The organism is Cupriavidus sp. 86D6 (assembly GCF_057815095.1).
Window position 1 is genome coordinate 121,830 of record NZ_JBYPSB010000014.1, and the last position, 22,022, is coordinate 143,851.

Genomic DNA, 22,022 nt, shown 5'->3' on the forward strand with positions numbered 1-22,022 from the left:
CGTCCCGGTCATGGCGTAAAAACGACAAAGGCAGCCGGCATTGCGCTCCTGAAATACACGGGGGTGTGATGCCCAAGCTGCCTGTTGCGCGCCGCGCACGCCGGTGCGTTTGAATACGTGCGGTTGCCAACTTCGGTCGCACATTCGGCAGCGATCCGCGTAATATAAATACACGCGGTGGCCTCCGAATGAAGGTCATGTGGCGCAGGCTTTGAGCCGGCGATGCCTGCCGAGACGGTGGGCCCGGCGCAACCGGATGCAAAACGTGTCACGTCGTGGCTGGGTCCTTGCAGGGATGGCAGTCGCCGTATGCGGCGGCGCGTACATGGTCGTGAGCCTCGTCTCCAACGAGGCGCAGACCTCTCAATGGCAGGCTCGCTATATGAGCCGGCTGGGCAAGTCATTGACCTTCGAGGTTTTGCCCGGCCCCAGCGACAGCATCCGCTATCCGCACTCCGGCCCCTACGATCTGCGTCTTGGCTACGAACGCCTTGGCGAATTCGGCGAACGGCTACTTCGAGAAGGCTACGTCACGACATCGCAGTCGCGCATGTCATATGACATGATCCGGTTGATGGACCAGGGCATTTTCCCGCCCTACCGGGAAAAGACCCAGGCCGGGTTGCTGATTCGCGACTGCAATGCGCTGACGATGTCGTACGACCGCTATCCGCAGCGGCAATACGAGAATTTCGATTCGATTCCGAAGGTGCTGGTCACGTCGCTGCTGTTCGTCGAAAACCAGAACCTGCTCAACCCCGAATACCCGATGATGAACCCGGCGCTGGACTGGCGCCGGTTTTCGCGTGCCGTCATGGACCAGGGCATCCGCCTGGTCGATCGCAACCACCGCCATCCCGGCGGCAGCACGCTGGCCACGCAGATCGAGAAATACCGGCATTCGCCCGAAGGCAAGACGCAATCGATTGCCGACAAGCTGCGGCAGATGACCTCCGCTTCACTGCGTGCCTACCGCGACGGGCCGGACACGCAGCGGGCGCGCGAGAACATCGTGGTTGACTATGTCAACACGGTGCCGCTGTCGGCGCGGGCGGGTCATGGCGAAATCGAGGGTGTCGGCGACGCGCTGTACGTCTGGTATGGCGAAGACTTCGCCGAAGCCAACCAGCTGCTGCGCGAGATGGATCCGCGCAACCCGTCGCCGCGCGCGGCACAGGTGTACAAGCGCGTGCTGTCGCTGATCATCTCGCAGCGTCGCCCGTCGTATCACCTGCGGCGCGACGACACCAACCTGGACGCACTGACCGGCAGCTACCTGCGCCTGCTGGCGTCGGCCAACGCCATCACGCCGGAACTGCGCGACGCCGCGCTGGCGCAGTCGCTGGACAAGGCGGCCCCGCCGAAGCGGCCTGCGCCCGACCCCTGGGTCACGCGCAAGGCGGTCAACCAGGTACGCAACGACGTGCAGCACATGTTGCATGTGGATAGCCGCTACGACCTCGACCGGCTCGACCTGACCGTGGACAGCACCATCAATCGCGAGGCACAGCGCAAGGTGACCGAGACGCTGCTGCGCGTGGGTACCAAGGATGGCGCCCACGAGATGGGGCTCTATGGCAAGAACCTGCTCAAGGAAAGCGACGATCCATCGCGGCTCGTGGCCAGCTTCACCCTGTTCGAGCGCGTCGGCAACGCGGCCGTCGTGCGGGTGCAGACAGACAACGTCGACCAGCCGTTCGACATCAATGCCGGAGCGCGGCTGAACCTGGGGTCCACCGCCAAGCTGCGCACGCTGGTCACCTACCTGGAAGTCATCAACGAGCTGCACGACCGCTATGCGGGCATGAGCGTGGCCGAACTGAAGGCGGTGCAGGTGCCGCGCCAGGATGCGCTGACACGGTGGGCCGTGGACTACCTGATCAAGGCCAAGCCGGCCGAACGCGAGCGGGCCGCCATGCTCGACGCCGCGATGGAACGCAAGTATTCGGGCAATCCCGGCGAGGCGTTCTATACAGGCGGCGGCATGCAGAGCTTCACGAATTTCGAGAAGTGGGAAGGCGAGCGGCAAATGACCGTGCGCATCGGGTTCCAGCATTCGGTCAACCTCGTGTTCATCCGCATGATGCGCGACATCGTGCGCTACGAGGTGTTCCTGGCGCATCCCGAGGCCGGATCGCTGATCGAGGATCGCAACGACCCGGGCCGCCGCCCCTACCTGGAACGCTTTGCCGACGAGGAAGGCAGCGCGTTCATGGTCAACTTCTGGCAGCGTTACCGTGGCAAGACCAACGACGAGCGGCTGCAGGTGCTGCTGGGCCGCGTGAAGCAGCCCACGCCGCACCTGGGCGCGGTGCGGCTGTCGGTGGCGTTGCTGAGCGCGCGGCCCAATACGGACTATGAGACCTTCGCCCGCACGCTGCGGCAGTGGATGCCCAAGCAGAAGTTCGATGACGAGGACCTGCAGAAGCTCTATGCCAAGTACGGCCACGACAAGTTCAACCTCAACGACCGCGGTTACCTGTCCCGCATCCATCCGCTGGAACTGTGGATGGTGGAGTACCTGGGCACGCATCCCGACGCCCCGCTGAAGGACGTCCTGCAGCAGAGCGCGCAGGAGCGGCAGGCCGTGTACGTGTGGCTGTTCAAGACACGCAGCAAGCTGGGGCAGGATGGCCGCATCCGCACGCTGCTGGAACGCGAGGCCTTCGAGAAGATCGCCCGGCGCTGGCAGCGGCTGGGGTATCCGTTCGATACGCTGACGCCGTCGTACGCCACCTCGATCGGTGCCTCGGGCGACCGGCCTTCGGCATTGGCCGAGCTGGCCGGCATCATCCTGAACAACGGCGTGGATGCACAGCCGTCCACGGTGCGCACGTTCGCCTTTGCGTCGGCTACGCCATACGCCACCACGTACAGCCTGCAACCCAGCCCGGGCAAGCCGCTGATCGCGCCTGAAATCGCGGTGCTGGTGCGGCAGTCGATGCTGGACGTGGTACAGCGCGGCACGGCCAAGTCGATCAACGGCGCGTTCGTGCCGGTGAACCACAAGGGCCAGCCGCAAGGGGCGCCGCTGCTGGTTGCCGGCAAGACCGGCACGGGCGAGCAGGTGTTCCAGACCTACGGGCCGGGCGGACGCGTGATCGCGTCGCGCACGGTGAACCGCTCGGCGACGTTCGTCTTCCTGGTTGGCAATCGGTACTTCGGCACGGTGACGCTGCACGTCCGCGAGCCGTATGCGGCGCGCTACTCGTTCACCAGCGCGCTGGCGGTGCGGGTGCTGCGGGCGCTGGCCCCGCAGATCACGGCCATGGCCGCGCCTGGCAGCGACGCCGCGCTGCTGCGCTGCCAGGACACCACCATGATGGCGATCCAGCCGTCGACGGCCTCGCTGGCGCCCGCCGCCGATGACCCGGCGCCGGCAAACCTAGCGCTTGCGGCGGACCGCGTCGTAAATAAATAGCAGGACGATGGCGCCGATGATGGAGGCGATCCAGCCTACCGGCTCGCCTGGGCGGTAGAACCCCATCGCGCGGCCCACATAGCCAGCCAGCAGCGCGCCCAGCACGCCAAGGACGATGGTCATGATCCAGCCCATCTTGTCGTCGCCGGGCTTGATGGCCCGCGCAATCAGTCCGACAATCAGGCCAACGAATACCGTACCGAGAAATGCCATCATGATGCGCTCCTTCCGTTGCGAAGAGGGACCGGTGGCCCATTGTGCCACCGTCATGTGACGAACCGGGGTACCTCGACGGCGCGCCAGCGCACTGACGCGCCGCGTTGCCTTCAGGCCGGCTGGCCCGGGGCAGCTCAGGTCTTGCGCGAACTGATCACGGCTTCGGCCACATTGGCCGGCGCTTCCGCGTAGTGCTTGAATTCCATCGTGAACGTGGCGCGGCCTTGCGTCAATGAGCGCAGCGACGTGGAATAGCCGAACATCGTTGCCAGCGGCACCTCGGCGCGCACGATCTTGCCGCCGCCGCCCGCGATGTCCTCCATGCCGTGCACGATGCCGCGCCGCGACGACAGGTCGCCCATCACGTTGCCGGTGAATTCCTCTGGGGTCTCCACCTCGACGGCCATCATCGGCTCCAGCAGCACGGGCTTGGCGCGGCGCATGCCTTCCTTGAAGGCCATGGAACCGGCCATGCGGAACGCGTTTTCGTTCGAGTCCACGTCGTGGTACGAACCGAATACCAGCGTCGCCTTGACGTCGACCACCGGGTAGCCGGCCAGCACGCCGGTCTCCAGCGTTTCCTTGATGCCCTTGTCCACCGCCGGGATGAACTCGCGCGGCACCACGCCGCCCTTGATCGCGTCGACGAATTCGTAGCCCCCGCCCTGTGGCAGCGGTTCGACATTGAGCACCACGTGGCCGTACTGACCGCGCCCGCCTGACTGCTTGACGAACTTGCCTTCCACGTCCTTGGCCGCGCTCTTGATGGTCTCGCGGTAGGCCACCTGCGGCTTGCCGACCGAGGCCTCCACGCCGAACTCGCGCCGCATGCGATCCACCAGGATTTCCAGGTGCAGTTCGCCCATGCCGGAAATGATGGTCTGGCCCGATTCCTCGTCGGTGGCCACGCGGAACGACGGATCTTCCTGCGCCAGGCGGTTCAGCGCGATGCCCATCTTTTCCTGGTCGGCCTTGGTCTTCGGCTCCACGGCCTGCGAGATCACGGGCTCGGGAAACGACATCCGTTCCAGGATGATGACCTTGTCGGGGTCGCACAGCGTATCGCCCGTGGTGGCTTCCTTCAGGCCCACGGCGGCCGCAATGTCGCCGGCGCGCACTTCCTTGATCTCGTTGCGCACGTTGGCGTGCATCTGCAGGATGCGGCCCAGCCGTTCGCGCTTGCCCTTCACGGGGTTGTAGACCGTATCGCCGGAATTGACCACGCCCGAGTACACGCGAAAGAAGATCAGCTGGCCGACGAACGGGTCGGTCATGATCTTGAAGGCCAGCGCGGAGAACGGCTCCTCATCGCTCGGATGGCGCTCGGCCTCCTTGTCGTCCTCGGTGTGGCCCAGGATGGCGGGAACATCCACCGGCGAGGGCAGGTAGTCGATCACGGCGTCGAGCATGGCCTGCACGCCCTTGTTCTTGAACGCGCTGCCGCACAGCATCGGCTGGATCTCGCCGGCCACCGTGCGCTTGCGCAGCGCGGCCTTGATCTCGGCCTCGCTCAGCGCCTCGCCGCCCAGGTATTTCTCCAGCAGTTCCTCGCTGGCCTCGGCGGCGGCCTCGATCATCTTGTCGTGCCATTCCTGGGCCAGGTCCTTCAGGTCGGCCGGAATGTCGGTGTATTCGAAACGCACGCCCTGGCTGGCGTCGTCCCAGACGATGGCCTGCATCTTGACCAGATCGACCACGCCGCGGAAGTTGTCCTCGGCGCCGATCGGAATCTGGATCGGCACGGGATTGCCCTTGAGGCGGCTCAGGATCTGGTCGCGCACGCGCAGGAAGTCGGCGCCCACGCGGTCCATCTTGTTGACGAAGGCGATGCGCGGCACGTTGTACTTGTTGGCCTGGCGCCAGACGGTTTCCGATTGCGGCTGCACCCCGCCCACGGCGTCGTAGACCATGCAGGCACCGTCGAGCACGCGCATCGAGCGTTCCACCTCGATCGTGAAGTCGACGTGGCCCGGGGTGTCGATGATGTTGATGCGATGCTCGGGATAGTTGCCGGCCATGCCCTTCCAGAACGCCGTGGTGGCGGCCGACGTGATGGTGATGCCGCGCTCCTGCTCCTGCTCCATCCAGTCCATGGTGGCCGCGCCGTCATGGACCTCGCCCAGCTTGTGATTCACGCCGGTGTAAAAGAGGATGCGCTCCGTCGTTGTCGTCTTGCCGGCGTCGATATGGGCGCTGATGCCAATGTTGCGGTAGCGTTCGATGGGGGTCTTGCGGGGCACGGTGTTTCTCCTGGTTCGGGCACCACGGGCCGACAAGCGTAGCACTTCCGCGATGTGCGCGTATTTCCCCATGCCGCATAAGGCATAGCGGGGAAATCAGGGCCAGCTTTCGCGTGCGTAGACGCCTGCGGCGGCGCGCGCCAGTGCTGCACGCGCGGCTGCCTGAGTATCGGTATAGAACGGCGGGTCGGCCAGTGGCAAGCCGTTGTCGCGGGCGGTTTCCACCAGGATGCGCAGGTATTCCGTCATGTGCGATGCCGTGAAGCCGTTGGAGTCGTGGAAGGCCACGATCACTGGCGTCACGCCGTCCACGGCCGGCAGGCGGTGGGCCACCATCGCCTGGCCGACGTTCTCCAGTTCGCGGCGCATGTGCGGGCGTCGGCGCAGGCTGATGGTCCAGCCATAGATCTTGCCGTCGCGCGCGCTGGCGTCGGCCATGAGCATCCCCAGGCCCGCCTGGGCATACACGGCCTGCGTGCCGGCGCTGTAGGCCCAGTTGGGTGGACGCACCACGGCGAGCGCCTGTCCGCACTGGGCCGCGATGTCGGCCTGGCCGCGCCGCAGTGATGCCGCCAGGACGTCGGGCGCCAGCTTCGTATGGGAAATATGGCCCCCCACCATGCCGCTGTGGACGGCCATCAGCTGGCCCTGTGCACAGGTTTCGTGCATCTGCGCACGGCCTTCCGGGCCACCGCCACGGCGCGGGTTTTCGGTCTGGACGAAGAAGATGCCCTTGACCCCCGGCGTGACCGGATTGTCGGCGAACTGGCGCAGGATCAGCGGCGTCCCGCCAAAGGGGCCGGTGTCCGGGCCATCGTCCAACGTCAGCAGGAAGCGCACCGGCGCCAGGCGGGCGGCGGTGTCGGGCGGCAGTGGTGTGGTCGGCCCCATCGCGCAGCCGGACAAGGCCAGCGTGGCGGCGATGGCCGCTGCGACGAGGGGACGGAACATCGGTAATACGGTGTGGCGCAAAGTAAAAGTGATCTTCAAAGCAATTTAAAAACAACGACCACGGCGCTGACCGTGGCGATCAAACCGGCAAAGGCCGTCCATTCGGCATCGACATAGTTGTCGGGTCCCCGCCAGCGGCCCGGATAGGCGCCGAAGGTGATGGCCATCAGCACGACCCAGCCGATGGCATAGAACACCCCGTAGACGATCAGTTCCATGAACAGCCAGCCGATGGCTTCGATCAGCAGTCCCATCTCCGCATTCCTTTTTCCCGTCGTTGAGGGGATGTCAGCGCGCGTCCGATCGTGCAATCAGTCGCCGGCTCACGGCACGTTGCCGGCAGGCTACCTAGAATGATGAGGAACTCGCGACGCTTCTCGCGCACCCTTTCACCCGAACACGAAGGCCGTCCCATGGTCCGCCCCCCTATTGCAGTCCTGTTGTCCGCCCTGCTGTGCTGCGCCGCCCTGCCGGCGCTGGCGGACGGCCCCGGCGTTTCGTTTTCGGCCGGCAAGCCCGGTGGCGCGCTGCCCGATGGCTGGCAGAACCGCCCGGTGGTATCCGGCAAGAAGCTGACCCGCTATGCGCTGGTCGCCGCGAACGGTACCACGGTGCTGCAGGCCGATGCCGCTGGCGCCGCGTCGGGCCTGGTCCACGAAGGCGATATCGACCTGTCGAAAACGCCGGTCGTCGAATGGCGCTGGAAAGTGGCGGCGGCCATCCCGGGTGCCGACAACAGCGTGGGCGCCAGGGAGGATGCCCCGGCTCGCCTGGTCTTCTTCTTCGACGGCCGCAGCAGCAACCTGTCGATCGGCGACCGTGCCGAGGCGCTGGCCGCCGGCGTGGCAGGCGAGAAGTTGCCCTACGCCACGCTGATGTATATCTGGACCAACAGCGCGCCGGTGGGCACCGTCATCGCCAATCCGCATACCAGCCGCGTGCAGATGATCGTGGTGGGCAACGAGGCCGGCAAATGGCAGACCTTGCGCCGCAACGTGGTCAGCGACTTCCAGAAGGCGTTCCACGAAGCGCCGGGCAAGCTCACCGGCTACGGCATCCTGACCGACACCGACAACACCGGCGCCACGGCGCGGGCCTGGTACGGCGATATCGGCTTCCAGCCCGGCAAGTAGCCCCCGGCGCGCCGCACTTAACTACCAGGCGGCGTGGAGACCGCAATGGCCGCCTGAATCGCCGATGACACGCGCGCGGTAAGGCCGCTGGCGTCGTCCAGCCCGGCGGCTTCCCGGCCGCTGACCACCTTGGCCGGGTCATAGTGCCGGCCGCTGCCAATGGCCGCTTCGAACGCATTGGCGCGCGCGTTGATGTCTTCCGGATCGGCATCCACCAGCAGGATGGCGTGCGCCAGCACCAGATGGCGCTGGCCGTCGGGCGTCTGCACGTCGGCAGGCGCCCGCCGCCAGTACTGGGCGGTGCCGGCGATCTTGCGTGCGCGGTCGCCGGGACCCCAGGCCAGATTGTACCGGCCATCGCAGAACGATCCCTCCACGGCTTGCCAGTGCGTTTCCACACCCACCTGGCGCAGGCCGGCGGCGATGACCTCGCACAGGTGCAGGTAAACAGGTTCCATCCAGCTGGCGGCGCCCTTGGGCACGGCATAGGCCAGGCTGACATTGAGGATGCCCGGCCCCTGCGGCACCAGGCCGCCGCCCGACATGCGCAACCAGACCGGACACCCCTTGGCGGCAAAGTCCGCGCGAGCCGCCTCGATGCCGGGCTGGCGCAGGTAGCTGCGCGGAATTACCAGCGACAGCGGCGCTTCCCACAATTGGGCTACCGGACCCGAACGGGCGGCGTGGTCCAGCAGCGTCAGTTCGCCCTGCAGCGGATCGGTCTCGATGGGATGGGAATCGACAAACGAAAACGTCGTGGCGTGCATCAAGGTCATGGCAGCTCGAAAGGTTGGCCTGGCAACGTCCGGTCACGGATCTCACGTGCAGCTTACGCCATGCGCCAGTCTGGTGCTAAAAAGCTGCGCCGCAAATGCCGTTATCTCCGAGGCAAACAAAGAGCTCCCGCAAAGGGTCGCGCGGAGTCCTCCCCTATACCTCAGCCTGTCGCATCATGAACCGACTTACCCTCAATGCCAAACTTTGGGCGGCACTCGCCGTCATGTGGGTGCTGCTGCTGGCGCTCGGCGCCTGGAACGCCTTCCACACCAAGTCCGTGATGATGGCCGAGCGCCGCGACGGCCTGCAGTCGCTGGTAGCGACGGGCGAGGGCATCGTCAAGCTGTATGCCGAGCGCGCCGCCAAGGGCACGATGTCGAAGGAAGACGCCCAGAAGGCCGCCAAGGACGCGCTGCGCGCGATGCGCTTCGGCCAGAACGGCTACCTGTTCATTGTCGACTCCAAGCCGCAGGTGATCCTGAACCCGGGCCTGCCGCAGACCGAGGGCAACCAGGTTGGCGAGTTCAAGGACCCGGACGGCGTGTACGTGTACCGCGCCATCATCGAGGGCGCGCGCCGCACCACTGGCGAGGACGCCGGCTTTTCCACCTATCGCGGCCGCCTGCCCGGCACCGAGAACCCCCAGCGCAAGCTGACCTATGGCCGCTACGTGGCCGACTGGGACTGGTTTGTCTGCACCGGCGTGTTCCTGATCGACATCGAGGACGCCTTCCGCGCCAACCTGATCAACGCGCTGCTCAGCACGCTACTGATCGGCGCGCTGATCGCCGCCGTGATGGGCATGATCATGCGTACCGTCAAGCGCAGCCTGGGCGGTGAGCCGGCCTATGCCGTGGAAGCCGTGGCGCGCATCGCCGGCGGCGACCTGACCGTGCCGGTGCAGGTGCGTGCCGACGACCACCACAGCGTGCTGGCCGCGATGCAGCAGATGCAGCACCGCCTGTCGGCCACGCTGGGCGACATCCGCGGCGCGGCCGGTTCGATCGCCACCGCGACCAACCAGATCTCGGCCGGCAACCACGACCTGTCGCAGCGCACCGAGGAACAGGCCTCGGCGCTGGAACAGACCGCATCGAGCATGGAACAACTGACGGGCATCGTGCGCCAGAACGCCGACAATGCGCGTCAGGCCAGCGCGCTGGCCGTGAACGCTTCGGAGATCGCCAACCGTGGCGGCGAAGTGGTCAGCGAGGTGGTGGCCACGATGGGCGAGATCAACCAGGCATCGCGCCAGATCGTGGACATCATCGGCGTGATCGAAGGCATTGCCTTCCAGACCAACATCCTGGCGCTGAATGCCGCCGTGGAAGCCGCCCGTGCCGGCGAACAGGGCCGTGGCTTTGCCGTGGTGGCCGGCGAGGTGCGCAGCCTGGCCCAGCGCAGCGCGAACGCGGCCAAGGAAATCAAGACACTGATCGACAATTCGGTGGCGCAGGTGGACAACGGCTCCACGCTGGTGACAAAGGCCGGCGAGACCATGCAGGAAGTGGTCGGCGCCGTCCGCCGCGTGACCGACATCATGGGCGAGATCAGCGCCGCATCGGCCGAACAGAGCACCGGCATCGAGCAGGTCGGCCAGGCCGTCACGCAGATGGACTCGGTGACCCAGCAGAACGCCGCACTGGTGGAAGAAGCCGCCGCCGCCGCCCAGTCGCTGGCCGAGCAGGCCGACTCGATGATGCGCGCCGTCTCGACGTTCCGCCTGGCGGGGGTCTGAAGCAACGCGGCGGCGTCGCCGCCATCGGCCCGATGAAAAAAACCGCGGCTTCGGCTGCGGTTTTTTGTTTGAGCGTTTCGATCAGACGGCTTGCCCTGGATTACTCGCCCCTCGACCTGACGGCGCCACATAGGCATAGCCTTAATCTGCATGGCTATTGCGCTAGATCGTGAACGAATCGGAATTCGTGCAGTGAAGGTTTACCACGCCCGGACAGATGGCTTACTGTGCGCCGCTAGGTATTCCGCCGGCGACAGTATTCGGACGAAGTCGTCGGTTCTCGACGTCGAGGGCGATATGAATTCTGGAATCTCCAATTAAGGCGGACAATGTCGAACAGCAAGCCGACTACGCCGCGCCTCCCACCATTGAAGCTGTTGCGCTTCACTTTTCCGATGCGCAAGAAGGGGCATGGGAACAATGCCTCTGCGGTCGAGATTATCGACGAACATGAATTCCACAGGCTGCTGAAAAACGAGCCATCCGGTGGCTATTCGGTCAGCCGCAGCGGCATGTGGCATGGCGGTATCCATATTTCGGAAGCAGGGGCGGGCCAATTCCTGGACATCAGGCATGGCGTACGGTGCATAGCCGATGGCGAGGTTGTGGCGTGGCGTCTGAACAAGGCTTATCCGGTCAGCGAATTGCCCGCAGGTGACGACAACCCGGCGGTCAATGCCCCCTATAGCACCGGCTTTGCCCTCGTCCGTCACGCGATGGAGTTTCCGCGCGGCACCACGCTGACGTTCTTCAGTCTGTACATGCACTTGCAGGACCTTAGGGGGTATGAGGACGATACCAGGCTACCGCGGCCGGCGTACTGGTCGCCCGAGTTCAAGGTCACGCCGTTTGCTCGGGACAAGCCTTCCAGAGGCAGCCACGGACAGCCGGCCCCCGCAGGGCAGCAAGGACTACGCGTGCGCGCGACCCGCCCTTATGGCAGACCGCTTTGCATCCTGCCGCAGGGCACCCTGTTCAGCATCAGCGAGCGCACCGGCAATTGGGGCAAGATCAAGAATATCCACGAGGCGCGGCCGTATCCGCCCAAGGCGGGCGCGTTTGCGGCGCCGACTGCCGCCATTGGCGGATGGGCCTTCCTGGGCAAGGAACACGGCGGGCATGTCGTCGAGGAAGTCATGCCGGAGGATCACCTCGACAAGGTGGTCGTTCCGACACCACCCGTCAAGATCAAGGCAGGCGAGCTGATTGGCTACCTGGGGCGCTACGATTCTCTGAATCAGAAAACCTCCAGCCGGATGACGCATGTCGAGGTGTTTTGCGGGGATGACATCAAGTCGTTCCTTGCGAAAGGACGAGAGTGGATTGCGGAGAAGTCTACTTACCCCAAGGAATGGAAGGCGCTTGGGCTGCCGGCGGAGCCAACGATCCTGCGTGTGGGAAAAGGAACCAAGCTGTACAAGGCAGCATTGCACGAGGGAAAGGAAGCACCCCGCACCGATGTCATTGTCGTTGAAAAATTCTCGGAACTGTCTCGGAATTCGGAGAACCGCTATGCGGAGTTAGCGCCGGGAACCGACAACCTCAAGCTGAACTGGTGGAATGTGGGCGGTGCAAACATGCTACGCAACCCCATCAGCGGTTGGGTGCGAGAGCAAAACTTCGCCGGTGGTCGCGTGACCCGTGAATTCCCACAATCGTGGATCGACTTTGACACATTGGAACACGCGCATGACCCGACGCATACGTTGTTTGCGGCTACCCAGTCATACGTCGACTATGTAACGGGGGCGGACGTGCCGGAGTCTGCGGCACTCTCCAAACTGAGCCCACTGATGACTGCAATCTATCGCGCAATCTACCCCGCGCACGACGACAAGCGCGCAGCCGATGAATTATGTTGCGTGGCTAACGACCCGTGGCGTGCTCTGACGATGTCGCGGCTCATCATCAAGCACGAAAGCGAATGGGCTAATCCCGCCAAATGGAAGCGGCTCGTCACGGCCCTTGGAGAAGCGCGACAACACGAGGCTGAGCAAAAACGAATCGAAGACCTCGTCTGGTGGGATGACGTGAAAGCCGCTCTGTCCGACCTGCCGGGGCCGGAGGTGTTTCATATTCATCCTGTCGCGCTGGTGGGGAATTTTGGCCGGGGTCTATTAAAATTCACAATTGCAATGTTGGAGTCCTTGTTCCCAACAGCAAAAAGGTCCGACCTTTTGGAAATCACGGAAGAGATTAACTTACATCTTGAATTTTATAAGTTGGACACGCCACTCCGGCGAATCCATTTTTTTGCGCAGGTCATGCAGGAAACCGGAGCCTCCCTCAGGCTTGAGGAAGGGTTTATATGGAAGGCGAGTGCCTTGTCAGTATTTTCGTATTTTCGAGAAAATCCGAAGGAAGCCGAACTTCACGGATATGACAAAGTTCGGCCGATTAAGGCGGACGGTCAGGCGATGACGCAAGATGATTTCGAAGCTATTGCCAATGGAGCCTATGGCGGTCGCAAAGACCTCGGAAATGGAAATTATGAAAGCGGCGATGGATGGAGATATAGGGGAAGAGGTATCAAGCAGCTTACAGGCAGGGCAAACTATCGCGATTTTACGCAGTGGCATGCAACAAACCAAAAGGAATGGCCGGAAGAAATCATCGATTTTGAAGAAGAACCCGATCTGCTGCGTCAGCCAAAATATGCGGTGCGCTCGGCAGCGTATTTTTGGGTAAAAAATCGCCTCCCGGCAATAGCCGATAAAGGAGCGGCAGATGAGCAGGTAAATAAGATAACTAAGATCATAAACATGTACACCGACAGTTATGAGAAGCGGGTGCGAAACTTTAAGGCGATCTACGAGAAAGGGATTTTCGATTGAACGATAAAATCAAAACTGCTGCGCGCCTCATGGCCGGTATCTCGTTGCAGGTGGCGTTGCCTGCCGTTGCGGGAGCGGACGAGACGACGTTGTGTGGTTCCTCTGAGGAAGTATATTTCAGTTGCCTGGCCGGTAAAAAAATCGTCTCGCTATGTGCGTCCGGAAATATATCCCCTGCTAATGGATATGTTCAGTACAGATTTGGAATGCCGGAAGCGATTGAACTTCAATATCCTGAACTTCCTCGGCCTCCGAAGAATATATTTTCAATCAGTGATATCGCCGCAGGAAACGTCAGCTTCACTCATGTGAAATTTCAGTCGGGAGCCTACGATTACGTGCTATATCAGGGTCAACCAAGCGAAGTTTACGTAGTAAAACGTGGGCGTCTTGTTGCGAACCACGTGTGTCAAGCGGGTGATTATGTTTCTATTAGCCCGCGCGCTTTTCGCGGCATCGAAACGGTGGACCCTGTCGACGGAATCGATAATTAGTTGTGGGCCCACCGCCCGCTCAAATCACCGCCGTCCTCTGTACTGCCTGCATCGCGTCCGCCGCGATCTCGAAGGAGTGTAGGCGTGCCGGGTGGTCATAGATCTGGCCGGTCAGCATCAGTTCGTCGGGGCGCAGGTCGTCGACAAAACGCTGGATACCGTCGCGTACCGTTGACGGGTCGCCCACCACGGAACAGGCCAGCGAGCGGCGGATGTGATCGGCCTCGCTGGCGTCCCACAGGCGGCTGATGTCGTCCACGGGCGGCTTGAGCTGGCCGGGGGTGCCGCGCACCAGGGACAGGAACTGCTGCTGTAGCGAACTGAACAGGCGGCGCGCCTCGTCGTCGGTGTCGGCGGCGAATACGTTCAGCCCCAGCATCACGTGCGGCCGGTCGAGTTGGTCGGATGGCCGGAACGTGCGGCGGTACAGGTCAACGGCCTGGCGCATGAAGCCCGGTGCGAAGTGCGACGCGAATGCGAAAGGCAGCCCCATTGCGGCCGACAGTTGGGCGCTGAACAGGCTCGAGCCGAGCAACCACAGAGGCACCTTCAGCCCGGCGCCAGGCACGGCGCGTACGCGCTGGCCTGGGCGCACGTCTTCGAAGTACGCCTGCAACTCCTCAACATCCTGCGGAAAGCTGTCGGCGGTGTCGTGATCGAGATGGCGACGCAGCGCCCGCGCCGTGGCCTGATCCGATCCCGGCGCGCGGCCCAGGCCCAGGTCGATACGGCCCGGATAGAGCGACGCCAGCGTGCCGAACTGCTCGGCCACCACCAGCGGCGAATGGTTCGGCAGCATGATGCCGCCCGAGCCGACGCGAATGGTCGACGTGCCCTGCGCGACGTAGCCGATGAGCACGGCGGTGGCCGCGCTGGCGATGCCCGGCATGTTGTGGTGCTCCGCGAGCCAGAAGCGGCGAAAGCCCAGGCGTTCCGCGTGCCGGGCCAGGTCCAGCGTGTTGTGCATGGCCTGGGCCGCGTCGCTGCCTTCTGCGATCGGCGAAAGATCGAGCAGGGAATAGGGAATCATGGATTGCCACGCGCGACGTATGCCGCACGTCTTTTGAATTCAGGGACGGGCTATGGTAGTCACAGCCGAGCGATCGTGCTGGCGCCGCGCAAGAGGCCATGCTGGCCGTGGGGCCTCATGGAACACTCGCGAACAGTCGTGCGCCGATCGGCCCCGTGGCGATGCGCAGGCCGAGCGCCCGTCCCAGGGCGCGATGGTGTTCCCATCGCAAATCTCCGAAAAATGCGTGAGCGGCGGCTCCGGGAGGGAATGCCGGATGCCGCGCGTCGTACGGGGGTACAGCGTCGCAGTCCCAGCCGGCGAGGCACGGCCTGATGACGATGATGCGGGCCCGGGCCGGGCCGGCCTGTCCCGCCTTGTGGACATTCAGGAGGACTGCAAACTTGGCGCCGGCATCGGCCGAAGCGTTGCCGGAACGGTCATCAGGCGTACCGAAAACCGTGCCCAGCACGGGGTCACGTGCGGCAGCGCGGTCTACCTCGATCCTCAGGCCAAGATCCGCGCGCGCACGCGCGATCAGGTTGTCCAGGTCGGCAAAGCGGTTGCCGCCATCGCCGCCAATATCGCCGCAGCCATCGCACAGCACGATCAGGCCCACCTGCCGCTCGGGCCGCAGCAGTTCGTAGACCGCCGTGTTGTCGAAGTGGCCGCCATCCGACAGATACTGCCAGCCGCCCCGCATGCCGTGGAAGCGCCCGGTCAGTTCGCAGGCCAACTGGTATTGGGTGCGGAACAGCTGGCCAAACCAGCCGGGATGGGGCGGATGACTGGCGCCATTGGCCGTCATGCGTCCTTGCCACCAGATCCCGGGACGCAGATTGGCCAGCCCGACCAGCAGCGAAGCGCCCGGCGTGGCGGCATTGCCCGGCCCGATGGGCACGGCACCGCCGGAAAGCGCGATCCAGTCGCCGACGGTACGTAGCTGCGCGCCGCCTGGCATGCCATCTGGCTGGCCGGGCGCGCCGTTGCATGGCTTGCCATCGACAGTGACCCGAACGTGGTGGCCCGGCGTGGCGGGCCCTGCGGCGGGTGGCGATACCTTGGGGGAGCCGGGTCCGACGCAAAGCGGCCGACCCCGCCGGCCGCGCGGAATCCGCTGTCCCGTCAGGCCGATCGACTCGTTCAGCGTCACATTGATCAGGTGCAGCGGCGCCAGCGTGCGTGGATCGTAATAGGCGTCGAGCGACAGCGCGTCGCCGGGCGTCGGGATGGTCCGGTTTGCCGCATCGGTAGCGGCATGGCGCTGCCCATTGGAGGCCCCTAGATAAATACGCGTGAGCCGCGCGGCATGAAGCGGCTGCAGCGTCGACAGATTCACCAGGCCAACGCCGCGTCCCACGCCAATGGCAATGGCCAGGGCGATCAAGGCCAGCGCGACCAGGGACGACGTGGTCCACGCCTTGCCGAAGACCAGCCAATCGACGGGTTCCCCACCGTCCCAGCGCACCCAGAGCACGAGCCACGACCACAGCGCGACGAGCAGAATCGCCAGCATGGCCGCGGCGGCGCCTGTCAGCAGTGCGGCAAGAGACGGCGCGGGAAGCCAGCGCCATGTCGCGCCGGTCGCGGCGGTGGCAGCGCGCGGGATGGCAGCGCGGCGGGTGGCGCCGTGATGGACCACCCAGGCCAGCGCGGCCGCAGTCAGGGCGGGGCCGGCCAGGCGCCAGGGGTTGGCGGCCATCGATCCATACAGATACCAGCTGCGGGCGATGGTGTCGGCCACACCGAGCGCCGCCAGCCCGACTGTCAGCGTGGCCGCGGCGCGCAACGCACGCGCGGCCCGCGCACGGTACGCGGCCACGGTGCGCGGCGCCGGCAGCAGTACGACCAGTCCGGTGGCCACAACGAGCCAGATCAGGAGGGCCGTCTTGAAGGTTTCCATCAACACCAGCGCGCTGGCCATGCCGGTCAGCAGCACGGCCCGCGCCAAGGCACGGGCTGGCTGGCCGGCGTCGTCCGTGCGCGGAGACACGAGCCAGCAGGCCATGGCCGGCGGTACGGCCAGCAACAACGCCGACGCGATCGGCAGCCACAGGTATTCGCTCCACCAGACAGCTGGAAGGTTTTCGTTGAAGGCCCGTCGCGCGGCGTAGAGCAGCGTCATCTCGTCGCGGCCCACGCCGGGCCACGCGCCGATCATCAGATGCAGCCCAAGCGCCAGCAGGGCCATTATCGCCAGCAGCATGCTGCCGAGAATGCACTGCATCGCCAACCAGTTGCGCACCACGACGATGGCCGCCCACAGGCCATCGCCAGCATCTGCCGATGTCAGCGCATGGCTACTCTCGCGCAGCCACGCCATGGCGCGGCGCCCGGCCGGGACGTTCGAATTGCCTTGCAAGGTGCCATAGGCGGATTCGGCGGCTTGCCGGGGAGTGCTCCCTGGCTCCAGCCGGCCAGGTACGAACAGGCTGGTAAAGAATGCGCCGATAAAACTGCCGCTGCCAACAGTCGACAGGTAGTCGAAACGGGCCAGCAGCGATTGGCCTGGCGGCGTCGAGGCTGGCATGCCACTGTCTGTGGAAAGGAGCGACGGGGGGCAGGCCGACTCGGACAGCGCCTGCATGACGCCCAGGCAGAAAGCGGCACCCCGCAGGCCGCCGCCGGACAACGCCAGAGCCACGCGCTGGCGCGCGGCCGGCGCGACGGGCAGCCGCAGCGCGAGACGGCGATGCGCCACACGGGCGGCTTCATCGTTCCACCCGGAATCGTCCCAGCCCTGGTTGGCTTCCGGCATGCCCGCCCCTTTCGCGCACAGACCGTCTGGGGCCAGTATAGGAGCGGCAGCAGAACGGAAAGCGGCGATTGGCCTGGGCCGGGCGTGGCCCTAGTGGGCGGCAGCCTGGGTCGGCGCGTCGGGCGTGTTGGCCGACACCGGATTCAGCGCGCCTTGCAGGCGCTTCCATTCATCGAAGCCGCCGGCCAGCGCCCAGGTGTTCGGGTAGCCCGCCGCACGCAGCCGCTCGGCAAGCACGGCCGCCGACATTTCATGCGGGCAGGCGCAGTAGACGACGATGTCGGTGCCCTTGTCGTGATCGGCCAGTGCGCTGAACGGTCCACGCATTTCCATGACCAGGGCGCCGGGAATACGCTCGATCGGCGTCGTGCCATGCGCCCGGACATCGACCACCACCATGGGGCGGTCGGCCGCGCCACGGCGTTGTTCCATTTCCATCACGGTCATGCGGGGGATGCGGCCCGTGCGGCGCAGCAGGCGCCAGCGTTGCCAGAAGCGCCAGACGATGAACAGGGCGAATCCGCCCAGCGCAACCAGGACAGCGACGTGGCCATAGGCGCTGAACGCCGCCAGGATCGTGTCGACGAAGTCGCTGAAGACCACGCCGGCCAGCAGCGCCCCGCCGGCCCAGACCAGTGCGCCGAGCGCGTCGTAGCACAGGAAAGTCAGGAAGGGCGTGGCCGTCATGCCCGCCATGGCCGTGGAAAGTGCCCCCGCACCGGGCAGCAGCTTGGCAAATACCAGCGATCGCGGACCCACCCGCAGGTACAGCGACTGGGTCTGGCGGATGCAGGTATCGGGTGACAGGGACACCCGGCAGATCGTGCGCAGCATGGGCTGGCCCAGCCGCTTGCCGGCGAAATACCAGGCGCTGTCCGCGATCAGGCAGGCGGCGATGACCGCGAACAGGACCGCGCCGATCGATGGGCCGGTCTCCTGCATCGACAGTGCGCCGGCCACGAACAGCATCGGATAGGCCGGCACCGGCAGACCCGCCTGCTCGGCCAGCACGTTCAGGAATACCAGACTCAATCCATGGCCTTCGAGCAAGGCCTGCAGATCACCCACGACATGTCTCCCGCGTTTGGTCATTGCCGGCGGCGTTGAAGCAAGGGGGCACCGCCGGACCGGTGTGTAGTGTGCCAGCGCGCCGCGCGGCTTGCATGCGGCTGAATCGCCGGGTTACTTCAAATTCGTTGAAGGGAATGCGTCCGGGTTGTGCTCGCCAGTGCCGCCTTGCCCCGGACGCAAAGTCAGTAGTGTGTCATTGAACTCCTTCAGGATAGCGGTGTATCGCGGAAACAGTGTGTTGACGACCGCGGCATTGGCTTGGCCGGCTGCCGATTCCAGTGACTTGCCGGCCGCTACGAGCGTGTTGCAGCGCGCCAGTGCGGCGCTGCCCTTGATGCGATGCAGGCTGCGCTGCACGGCGGCCCAGTCGCGAAGGGCGATGGCCTTGCGCAAGGCGCGCGCGTCGGCGGCATTGCCGTCCAGCAGGCGGGCCACCAGCATGGCTTGCACCGTGGCGTCGTGGCATGCCGCACCCCGCACCGCGACGCCGATGGCGTGGCGTTCTTCGGCGGTGAGATGGATGCATGCCGTGCCAGTGTTCATGGAACCAGCCGGCAGCGGCGCGCAAAGTCGACCAGATCGACCAGGGATTCGGCGCCGAGTTTGTTCATGATGCGTGTCTTGTAGCTGCTCACGGTCTTGTTGCTGATGAACAGGGCCTTGCCGATGGCCTTGTTCGTCATGCCGCGCGTGAGCATGCGCAGGACTTCCATCTCCTTGTCGGTGAGCTTTCCCAGCCCTTGGGTGTCGTTTGGAGATTGCCCGTCGCGCTGTGGGTCGCGCGGCATGTCGCGGGGCGTGCCCGACGGAAACACCGAAAATCCGCCAAGCACGCTTTGCACGCAGCGCACGATGGCTTCCAGATCCTGGGTCTTGCTGACAAAGCCTTGTGCGCCGGCCTGCATCGCGCGGGCAGCGAACGGCACGGCATCCTGCGCGGTCAGCACCAGCACGCGCACCCCCGGGTGGGCCGCCCGCATGCGCGGTACGGCGTCCAGTCCACTCATGCGTGGAATGTCCAGGTCCAGGATGACGAGGTCGGCCCGGTATTGCCTGACCAGATCGACGGCGGTCTGGCCGTTGTCGGCTTCGGCGATGCGCGTGATGTCCGGCAGCTGCGACAGCTGTGCCCGCAGGGCGAGTCGCAACGCCGGGTGATCGTCGACGATCAGGATGGTTGTCATGCCTTGCTCGCATGGCCAACGGGATGGGCCACTGTTTCACATGGCGACCCAGTATAAGGAGGGCTCCCCCCGCCGAAAATGCGACGCTTCCGCAATTGCTGTGGGAAATTTCCGCAACGAGTCTGAAAGTTGCAGAAAGTCCGTGTTACGTCAGTCGCTCAGGCGCGCGCGGCGTTGCGTCGGCCAAAAAAATAGCGACCCGCCGTGATTACGGGGGCCGCGAATCGGGAATGCGAGGAGGTCAGATTCCTCAAGGAGAGTTATCGACACTTCGCGGGTCGGCTGATCCCCACCGAGGTGGGGCATGCGGCACAAATGGCCGGGGGCCATGCCGCATGCCGTGTCATGCCATCAGCCGGTCGGGCCGGGTGGCCGGCGCCGCGCGTGCCCGCAGGCGGCGAACCCTGACTTCGACCTCGGCATGAGCGGCATCGAGCCAATCGATCCGATGCCGCACCGGATCGTTGGGCGAAAGGTCGTGCTCGCTGATTTCGCGCAGGAAGTAGCGCACCATGCTGCCCGCCCGAGCCGGCACGGGCATCATGCCCAGCAACTGGTCATGTGCAAGCAACCCCAGGCGGGCCGCGTGCTGCAAGGCGGCCCATGCGGTACGGCCCAGCGCGACATACACGGCATCGGGGCGGCATTGCCGCAGCGCCCCGAGGAACAGGTTGTCGAACACTATCCGCAGCATGGGGGCATCGAGCAGGTCTTCCAGCGTGCCATCGAAGACCAGGCCGCGCCGGGTAGTGGCGTGCGGCAACACGGCCAATGGCTGGATCGCCTCGAATCCATCGTTCCAGAGCGCGGCGGCGTGGGGCTGGCCGATCAGCTCGGGAATCCGGAAGTGATCGAGCATCCGGATCAGATTGGGCCGAACCATGCGCCCGCCCAGTTCCACCCGCCGTTTGTGTTCGCGCTGAATGACGCGGCCGGGCGCGTGTGCGCGCAGCAACTCGTCGGTCACCGTCGCAGCCAGTTGCACATGCGCATGGCCCGGCGTGGTACTGACCAGTATCAGTCTGGCGTTTTCGTTTCGATGCTCGAACGGAACGTACTTCATGACATACGTCCCGTCCTGATCCACAACGACTGGCTTATCTGCGATACCGCGAATGCCGCCACGACGGATTCGCGCGCAATACTCTTCTAGGTAATTCGCCAAGATGTCCCCGCTCCCGATGCTTCCCTGACTTGTGCAACAGATGTTCTTTTTTGCGTCCATATTAAGCCCCGATGAAGTGCCGACCAAGCGAATTAGTGCGGAATACATCGCATTGCGACGCAGGCTCCGTGGGCAATCGAACAAAGTTTGAAAACGTGCCCCGCGTTTGCGGGATGCGAATCAGGGTCGGTTTTGTCTCGCGCTGCAGGACAACAGTGCGCGCGTTGCGGGACAGGAAGATGACGCGCTGCCGATGCGAGCGTGTGGGATCGCGAAAGGCAACGGAGAGGGGAAAGGGCGAGCGCAAACGGCGAAGAAAAAGGCCGGACACGGAGGTGTCCGGTAACCCATTTGCTGACTCAGGTCGTGTCAGAACCCGAGGGTACAAATGATAACGATTATCATTTGTGCGGTCAATGCTTTATCTATCGGCCTCAGGCAGCCAGCGTGGTGTCAATCGTGATCTGCGCGCTGAGCGACTTGTGTACCGGGCACTTGTTGGCCACGCGGAGCAAGTCCTCCCGCACGTTCGGCGCCAGTTCCCCGCGCAGAGCAATATGACGGATCAGCTTGTAGGATCCCGGGGTTTCCTCGTGGGCCACGCTGACATGGATTTCCTGAAGGTCGTAACCCTTGCGCTTGGCGTAGATCTGAAGCGTGAGGGTGGTGCAGGCCGCCAGCGCTGAGTCCAGCAAGTCGTGCGGGTTTGGAATCGCCGGATTGCCCATCGGCGCATCAAGGTCGGCCTGCCACTGCGCCGTACCGTTGCCGAGATCGCAGGCGCTCGAGCCGGAATCGGCCAGCCATTTGGCTTGGATTGTCATCGGTAGTGTTCCTGGTTCCTGTGTTCTGGTGAAAAGGCGGGCGGGCAGCCCGGCGACTCTGATTCTATACATGCACCGCCGCGGCTGCCTCCCAAGTGGCCTAATAGTATCTTTAGGAATTTTTTCACGGATGGATGACAAGGGGCTTGCGCCCCCGGCCAATCCCATCTAATATTCGCCCCCTCGCAACACAAAGCGCGCTGCAAA

17 protein-coding genes are annotated in these 22,022 nt (G+C 64.5%); 5 read left to right on the forward strand and 12 right to left on the reverse strand.

Annotated features, from left to right (window positions below; genetic code table 11):
* Positions 1–295 precede the first annotated feature (295 nt).
* Complete coding sequence (locus tag AC3G88_RS24030; protein ID WP_488774075.1) at positions 296–3,421, forward strand: transglycosylase domain-containing protein; 3,126 nt, start codon at positions 296–298, stop codon at positions 3,419–3,421.
* On the opposite strand, the gene AC3G88_RS24035 is transcribed toward AC3G88_RS24030, so the two are convergent.
* The 4 genes from AC3G88_RS24035 to AC3G88_RS24050 form a co-directional block, all read right to left on the reverse strand.
* Complete coding sequence (locus tag AC3G88_RS24035; protein ID WP_488774074.1) at positions 3,386–3,637, reverse strand: GlsB/YeaQ/YmgE family stress response membrane protein; 252 nt, start codon at positions 3,635–3,637, stop codon at positions 3,386–3,388. The two genes, AC3G88_RS24030 and AC3G88_RS24035, sit on opposite strands and share 36 nt — an antisense overlap.
* Before the next feature lie 134 nt (positions 3,638–3,771).
* On the reverse strand, positions 3,772–5,877 hold the full coding sequence (gene fusA / locus AC3G88_RS24040) for an elongation factor G (protein ID WP_400394625.1): 2,106 nt from the start codon (positions 5,875–5,877) through the stop codon (positions 3,772–3,774).
* Positions 5,878–5,973: 96 nt separating this feature from the next.
* Positions 5,974–6,828: a polysaccharide deacetylase family protein gene (locus AC3G88_RS24045; RefSeq protein ID WP_488774073.1), complete on the reverse strand. Its 855-nt coding sequence runs from the start codon at positions 6,826–6,828 to the stop codon at positions 5,974–5,976.
* 35 nt (positions 6,829–6,863) lie between these two features.
* Positions 6,864–7,082 carry a hypothetical protein gene (locus AC3G88_RS24050; RefSeq protein WP_487522502.1) on the reverse strand — a complete coding sequence of 73 codons (219 nt, stop codon included), beginning with the start codon at positions 7,080–7,082 and terminating at the stop codon, positions 6,864–6,866.
* A 159-nt stretch (positions 7,083–7,241) separates the two neighbouring features.
* On the opposite strand from AC3G88_RS24050, the gene AC3G88_RS24055 reads away from it, so the two are divergent.
* Positions 7,242–7,961 carry a DUF3047 domain-containing protein gene (locus AC3G88_RS24055; protein WP_487522501.1) on the forward strand — a complete coding sequence of 240 codons (720 nt, stop codon included), beginning with the start codon at positions 7,242–7,244 and terminating at the stop codon, positions 7,959–7,961.
* 17 nt (positions 7,962–7,978) lie between these two features.
* On the opposite strand, the gene AC3G88_RS24060 is transcribed toward AC3G88_RS24055, so the two are convergent.
* Positions 7,979–8,728: a lipoyl protein ligase domain-containing protein gene (locus AC3G88_RS24060; protein WP_488894065.1), complete on the reverse strand. Its 750-nt coding sequence runs from the start codon at positions 8,726–8,728 to the stop codon at positions 7,979–7,981.
* Between the two features lie 185 nt (positions 8,729–8,913).
* Here AC3G88_RS24060 and AC3G88_RS24065 point away from each other — a divergent pair, with 185 nt between their 5' ends.
* The 3 genes from AC3G88_RS24065 to AC3G88_RS24075 all read left to right on the forward strand — a co-directional run bounded on the left by AC3G88_RS24065 (position 8,914) and on the right by AC3G88_RS24075 (position 13,804).
* Entirely contained in the window at positions 8,914–10,476 is a 1,563-nt protein-coding gene (locus AC3G88_RS24065; protein WP_488774072.1) for a methyl-accepting chemotaxis protein, read from the forward strand.
* 329 nt (positions 10,477–10,805) lie between these two features.
* Positions 10,806–13,310 (forward strand): glycoside hydrolase family 19 protein, encoded by a 2,505-nt coding sequence (locus tag AC3G88_RS24070; RefSeq protein WP_488774071.1) that lies wholly within the window; start codon positions 10,806–10,808, stop codon positions 13,308–13,310.
* Positions 13,307–13,804 (forward strand): hypothetical protein, encoded by a 498-nt coding sequence (locus tag AC3G88_RS24075; RefSeq protein WP_488894064.1) that lies wholly within the window; start codon positions 13,307–13,309, stop codon positions 13,802–13,804. The genes AC3G88_RS24070 and AC3G88_RS24075 overlap by 4 nt, the downstream gene beginning before the upstream one ends.
* 19 nt (positions 13,805–13,823) lie before the next feature.
* Here the strand turns inward: AC3G88_RS24075 and AC3G88_RS24080 are convergent, their stop codons facing one another.
* From AC3G88_RS24080 to AC3G88_RS24110, 7 genes are all read right to left on the reverse strand, one after another.
* On the reverse strand, positions 13,824–14,834 hold the full coding sequence (locus tag AC3G88_RS24080; protein ID WP_488774069.1) for an LLM class flavin-dependent oxidoreductase: 1,011 nt from the start codon (positions 14,832–14,834) through the stop codon (positions 13,824–13,826).
* Between the two features lie 115 nt (positions 14,835–14,949).
* Positions 14,950–17,571 carry a hypothetical protein gene (locus AC3G88_RS24085; RefSeq protein WP_488774068.1) on the reverse strand — a complete coding sequence of 874 codons (2,622 nt, stop codon included), beginning with the start codon at positions 17,569–17,571 and terminating at the stop codon, positions 14,950–14,952.
* Positions 17,572–17,661: 90 nt separating this feature from the next.
* A complete protein-coding gene (locus AC3G88_RS24090) occupies positions 17,662–18,639 on the reverse strand; it encodes a DedA family protein/thiosulfate sulfurtransferase GlpE (RefSeq protein WP_488774067.1) in 978 nt (325 codons plus the stop codon).
* A 114-nt stretch (positions 18,640–18,753) separates the two neighbouring features.
* Positions 18,754–19,185: an Hpt domain-containing protein gene (locus AC3G88_RS24095; protein ID WP_488774066.1), complete on the reverse strand. Its 432-nt coding sequence runs from the start codon at positions 19,183–19,185 to the stop codon at positions 18,754–18,756.
* Positions 19,182–19,826, reverse strand: coding sequence for a response regulator (locus AC3G88_RS24100; RefSeq protein WP_488774065.1), 645 nt, complete (start codon positions 19,824–19,826; stop codon positions 19,182–19,184). Before AC3G88_RS24100 ends, AC3G88_RS24095 begins: the two co-directional genes overlap by 4 nt.
* Before the next feature lie 343 nt (positions 19,827–20,169).
* Positions 20,170–20,991, reverse strand: coding sequence for a hypothetical protein (locus tag AC3G88_RS24105; RefSeq protein WP_488774158.1), 822 nt, complete (start codon positions 20,989–20,991; stop codon positions 20,170–20,172).
* 434 nt (positions 20,992–21,425) lie between these two features.
* Entirely contained in the window at positions 21,426–21,815 is a 390-nt protein-coding gene (locus tag AC3G88_RS24110; RefSeq protein ID WP_488774064.1) for an OsmC family protein, read from the reverse strand.
* Positions 21,816–22,022: the final 207 nt, after the last annotated feature.

Excerpts from the sequence above, each read along its gene's own strand:
- AC3G88_RS24030 (WP_488774075.1), top strand. The coding sequence starts at position 296 with ATGGCAGTCGCCGTATGCGGCGGCGCGTACATGGTCGTGAGCCTCGTC.
- AC3G88_RS24035 (WP_488774074.1), bottom strand. The coding sequence starts at position 3,637 with ATGATGGCATTTCTCGGTACGGTATTCGTTGGCCTGATTGTCGGACTG.
- AC3G88_RS24045 (WP_488774073.1), bottom strand. The coding sequence starts at position 6,828 with ATGTTCCGTCCCCTCGTCGCAGCGGCCATCGCCGCCACGCTGGCCTTG.
- AC3G88_RS24050 (WP_487522502.1), bottom strand. The coding sequence starts at position 7,082 with ATGGGACTGCTGATCGAAGCCATCGGCTGGCTGTTCATGGAACTGATC.
- AC3G88_RS24055 (WP_487522501.1), top strand. The coding sequence starts at position 7,242 with ATGGTCCGCCCCCCTATTGCAGTCCTGTTGTCCGCCCTGCTGTGCTGC.
- AC3G88_RS24060 (WP_488894065.1), bottom strand. The coding sequence starts at position 8,728 with ATGCACGCCACGACGTTTTCGTTTGTCGATTCCCATCCCATCGAGACC.
- AC3G88_RS24065 (WP_488774072.1), top strand. The coding sequence starts at position 8,914 with ATGAACCGACTTACCCTCAATGCCAAACTTTGGGCGGCACTCGCCGTC.
- AC3G88_RS24070 (WP_488774071.1), top strand. The coding sequence starts at position 10,806 with ATGTCGAACAGCAAGCCGACTACGCCGCGCCTCCCACCATTGAAGCTG.
- AC3G88_RS24080 (WP_488774069.1), bottom strand. The coding sequence starts at position 14,834 with ATGATTCCCTATTCCCTGCTCGATCTTTCGCCGATCGCAGAAGGCAGC.
- AC3G88_RS24085 (WP_488774068.1), bottom strand. The coding sequence starts at position 17,571 with ATGCCGGAAGCCAACCAGGGCTGGGACGATTCCGGGTGGAACGATGAA.
- AC3G88_RS24095 (WP_488774066.1), bottom strand. The coding sequence starts at position 19,185 with ATGAACACTGGCACGGCATGCATCCATCTCACCGCCGAAGAACGCCAC.
- AC3G88_RS24100 (WP_488774065.1), bottom strand. The coding sequence starts at position 19,826 with ATGACAACCATCCTGATCGTCGACGATCACCCGGCGTTGCGACTCGCC.
- AC3G88_RS24110 (WP_488774064.1), bottom strand. The coding sequence starts at position 21,815 with ATGACAATCCAAGCCAAATGGCTGGCCGATTCCGGCTCGAGCGCCTGC.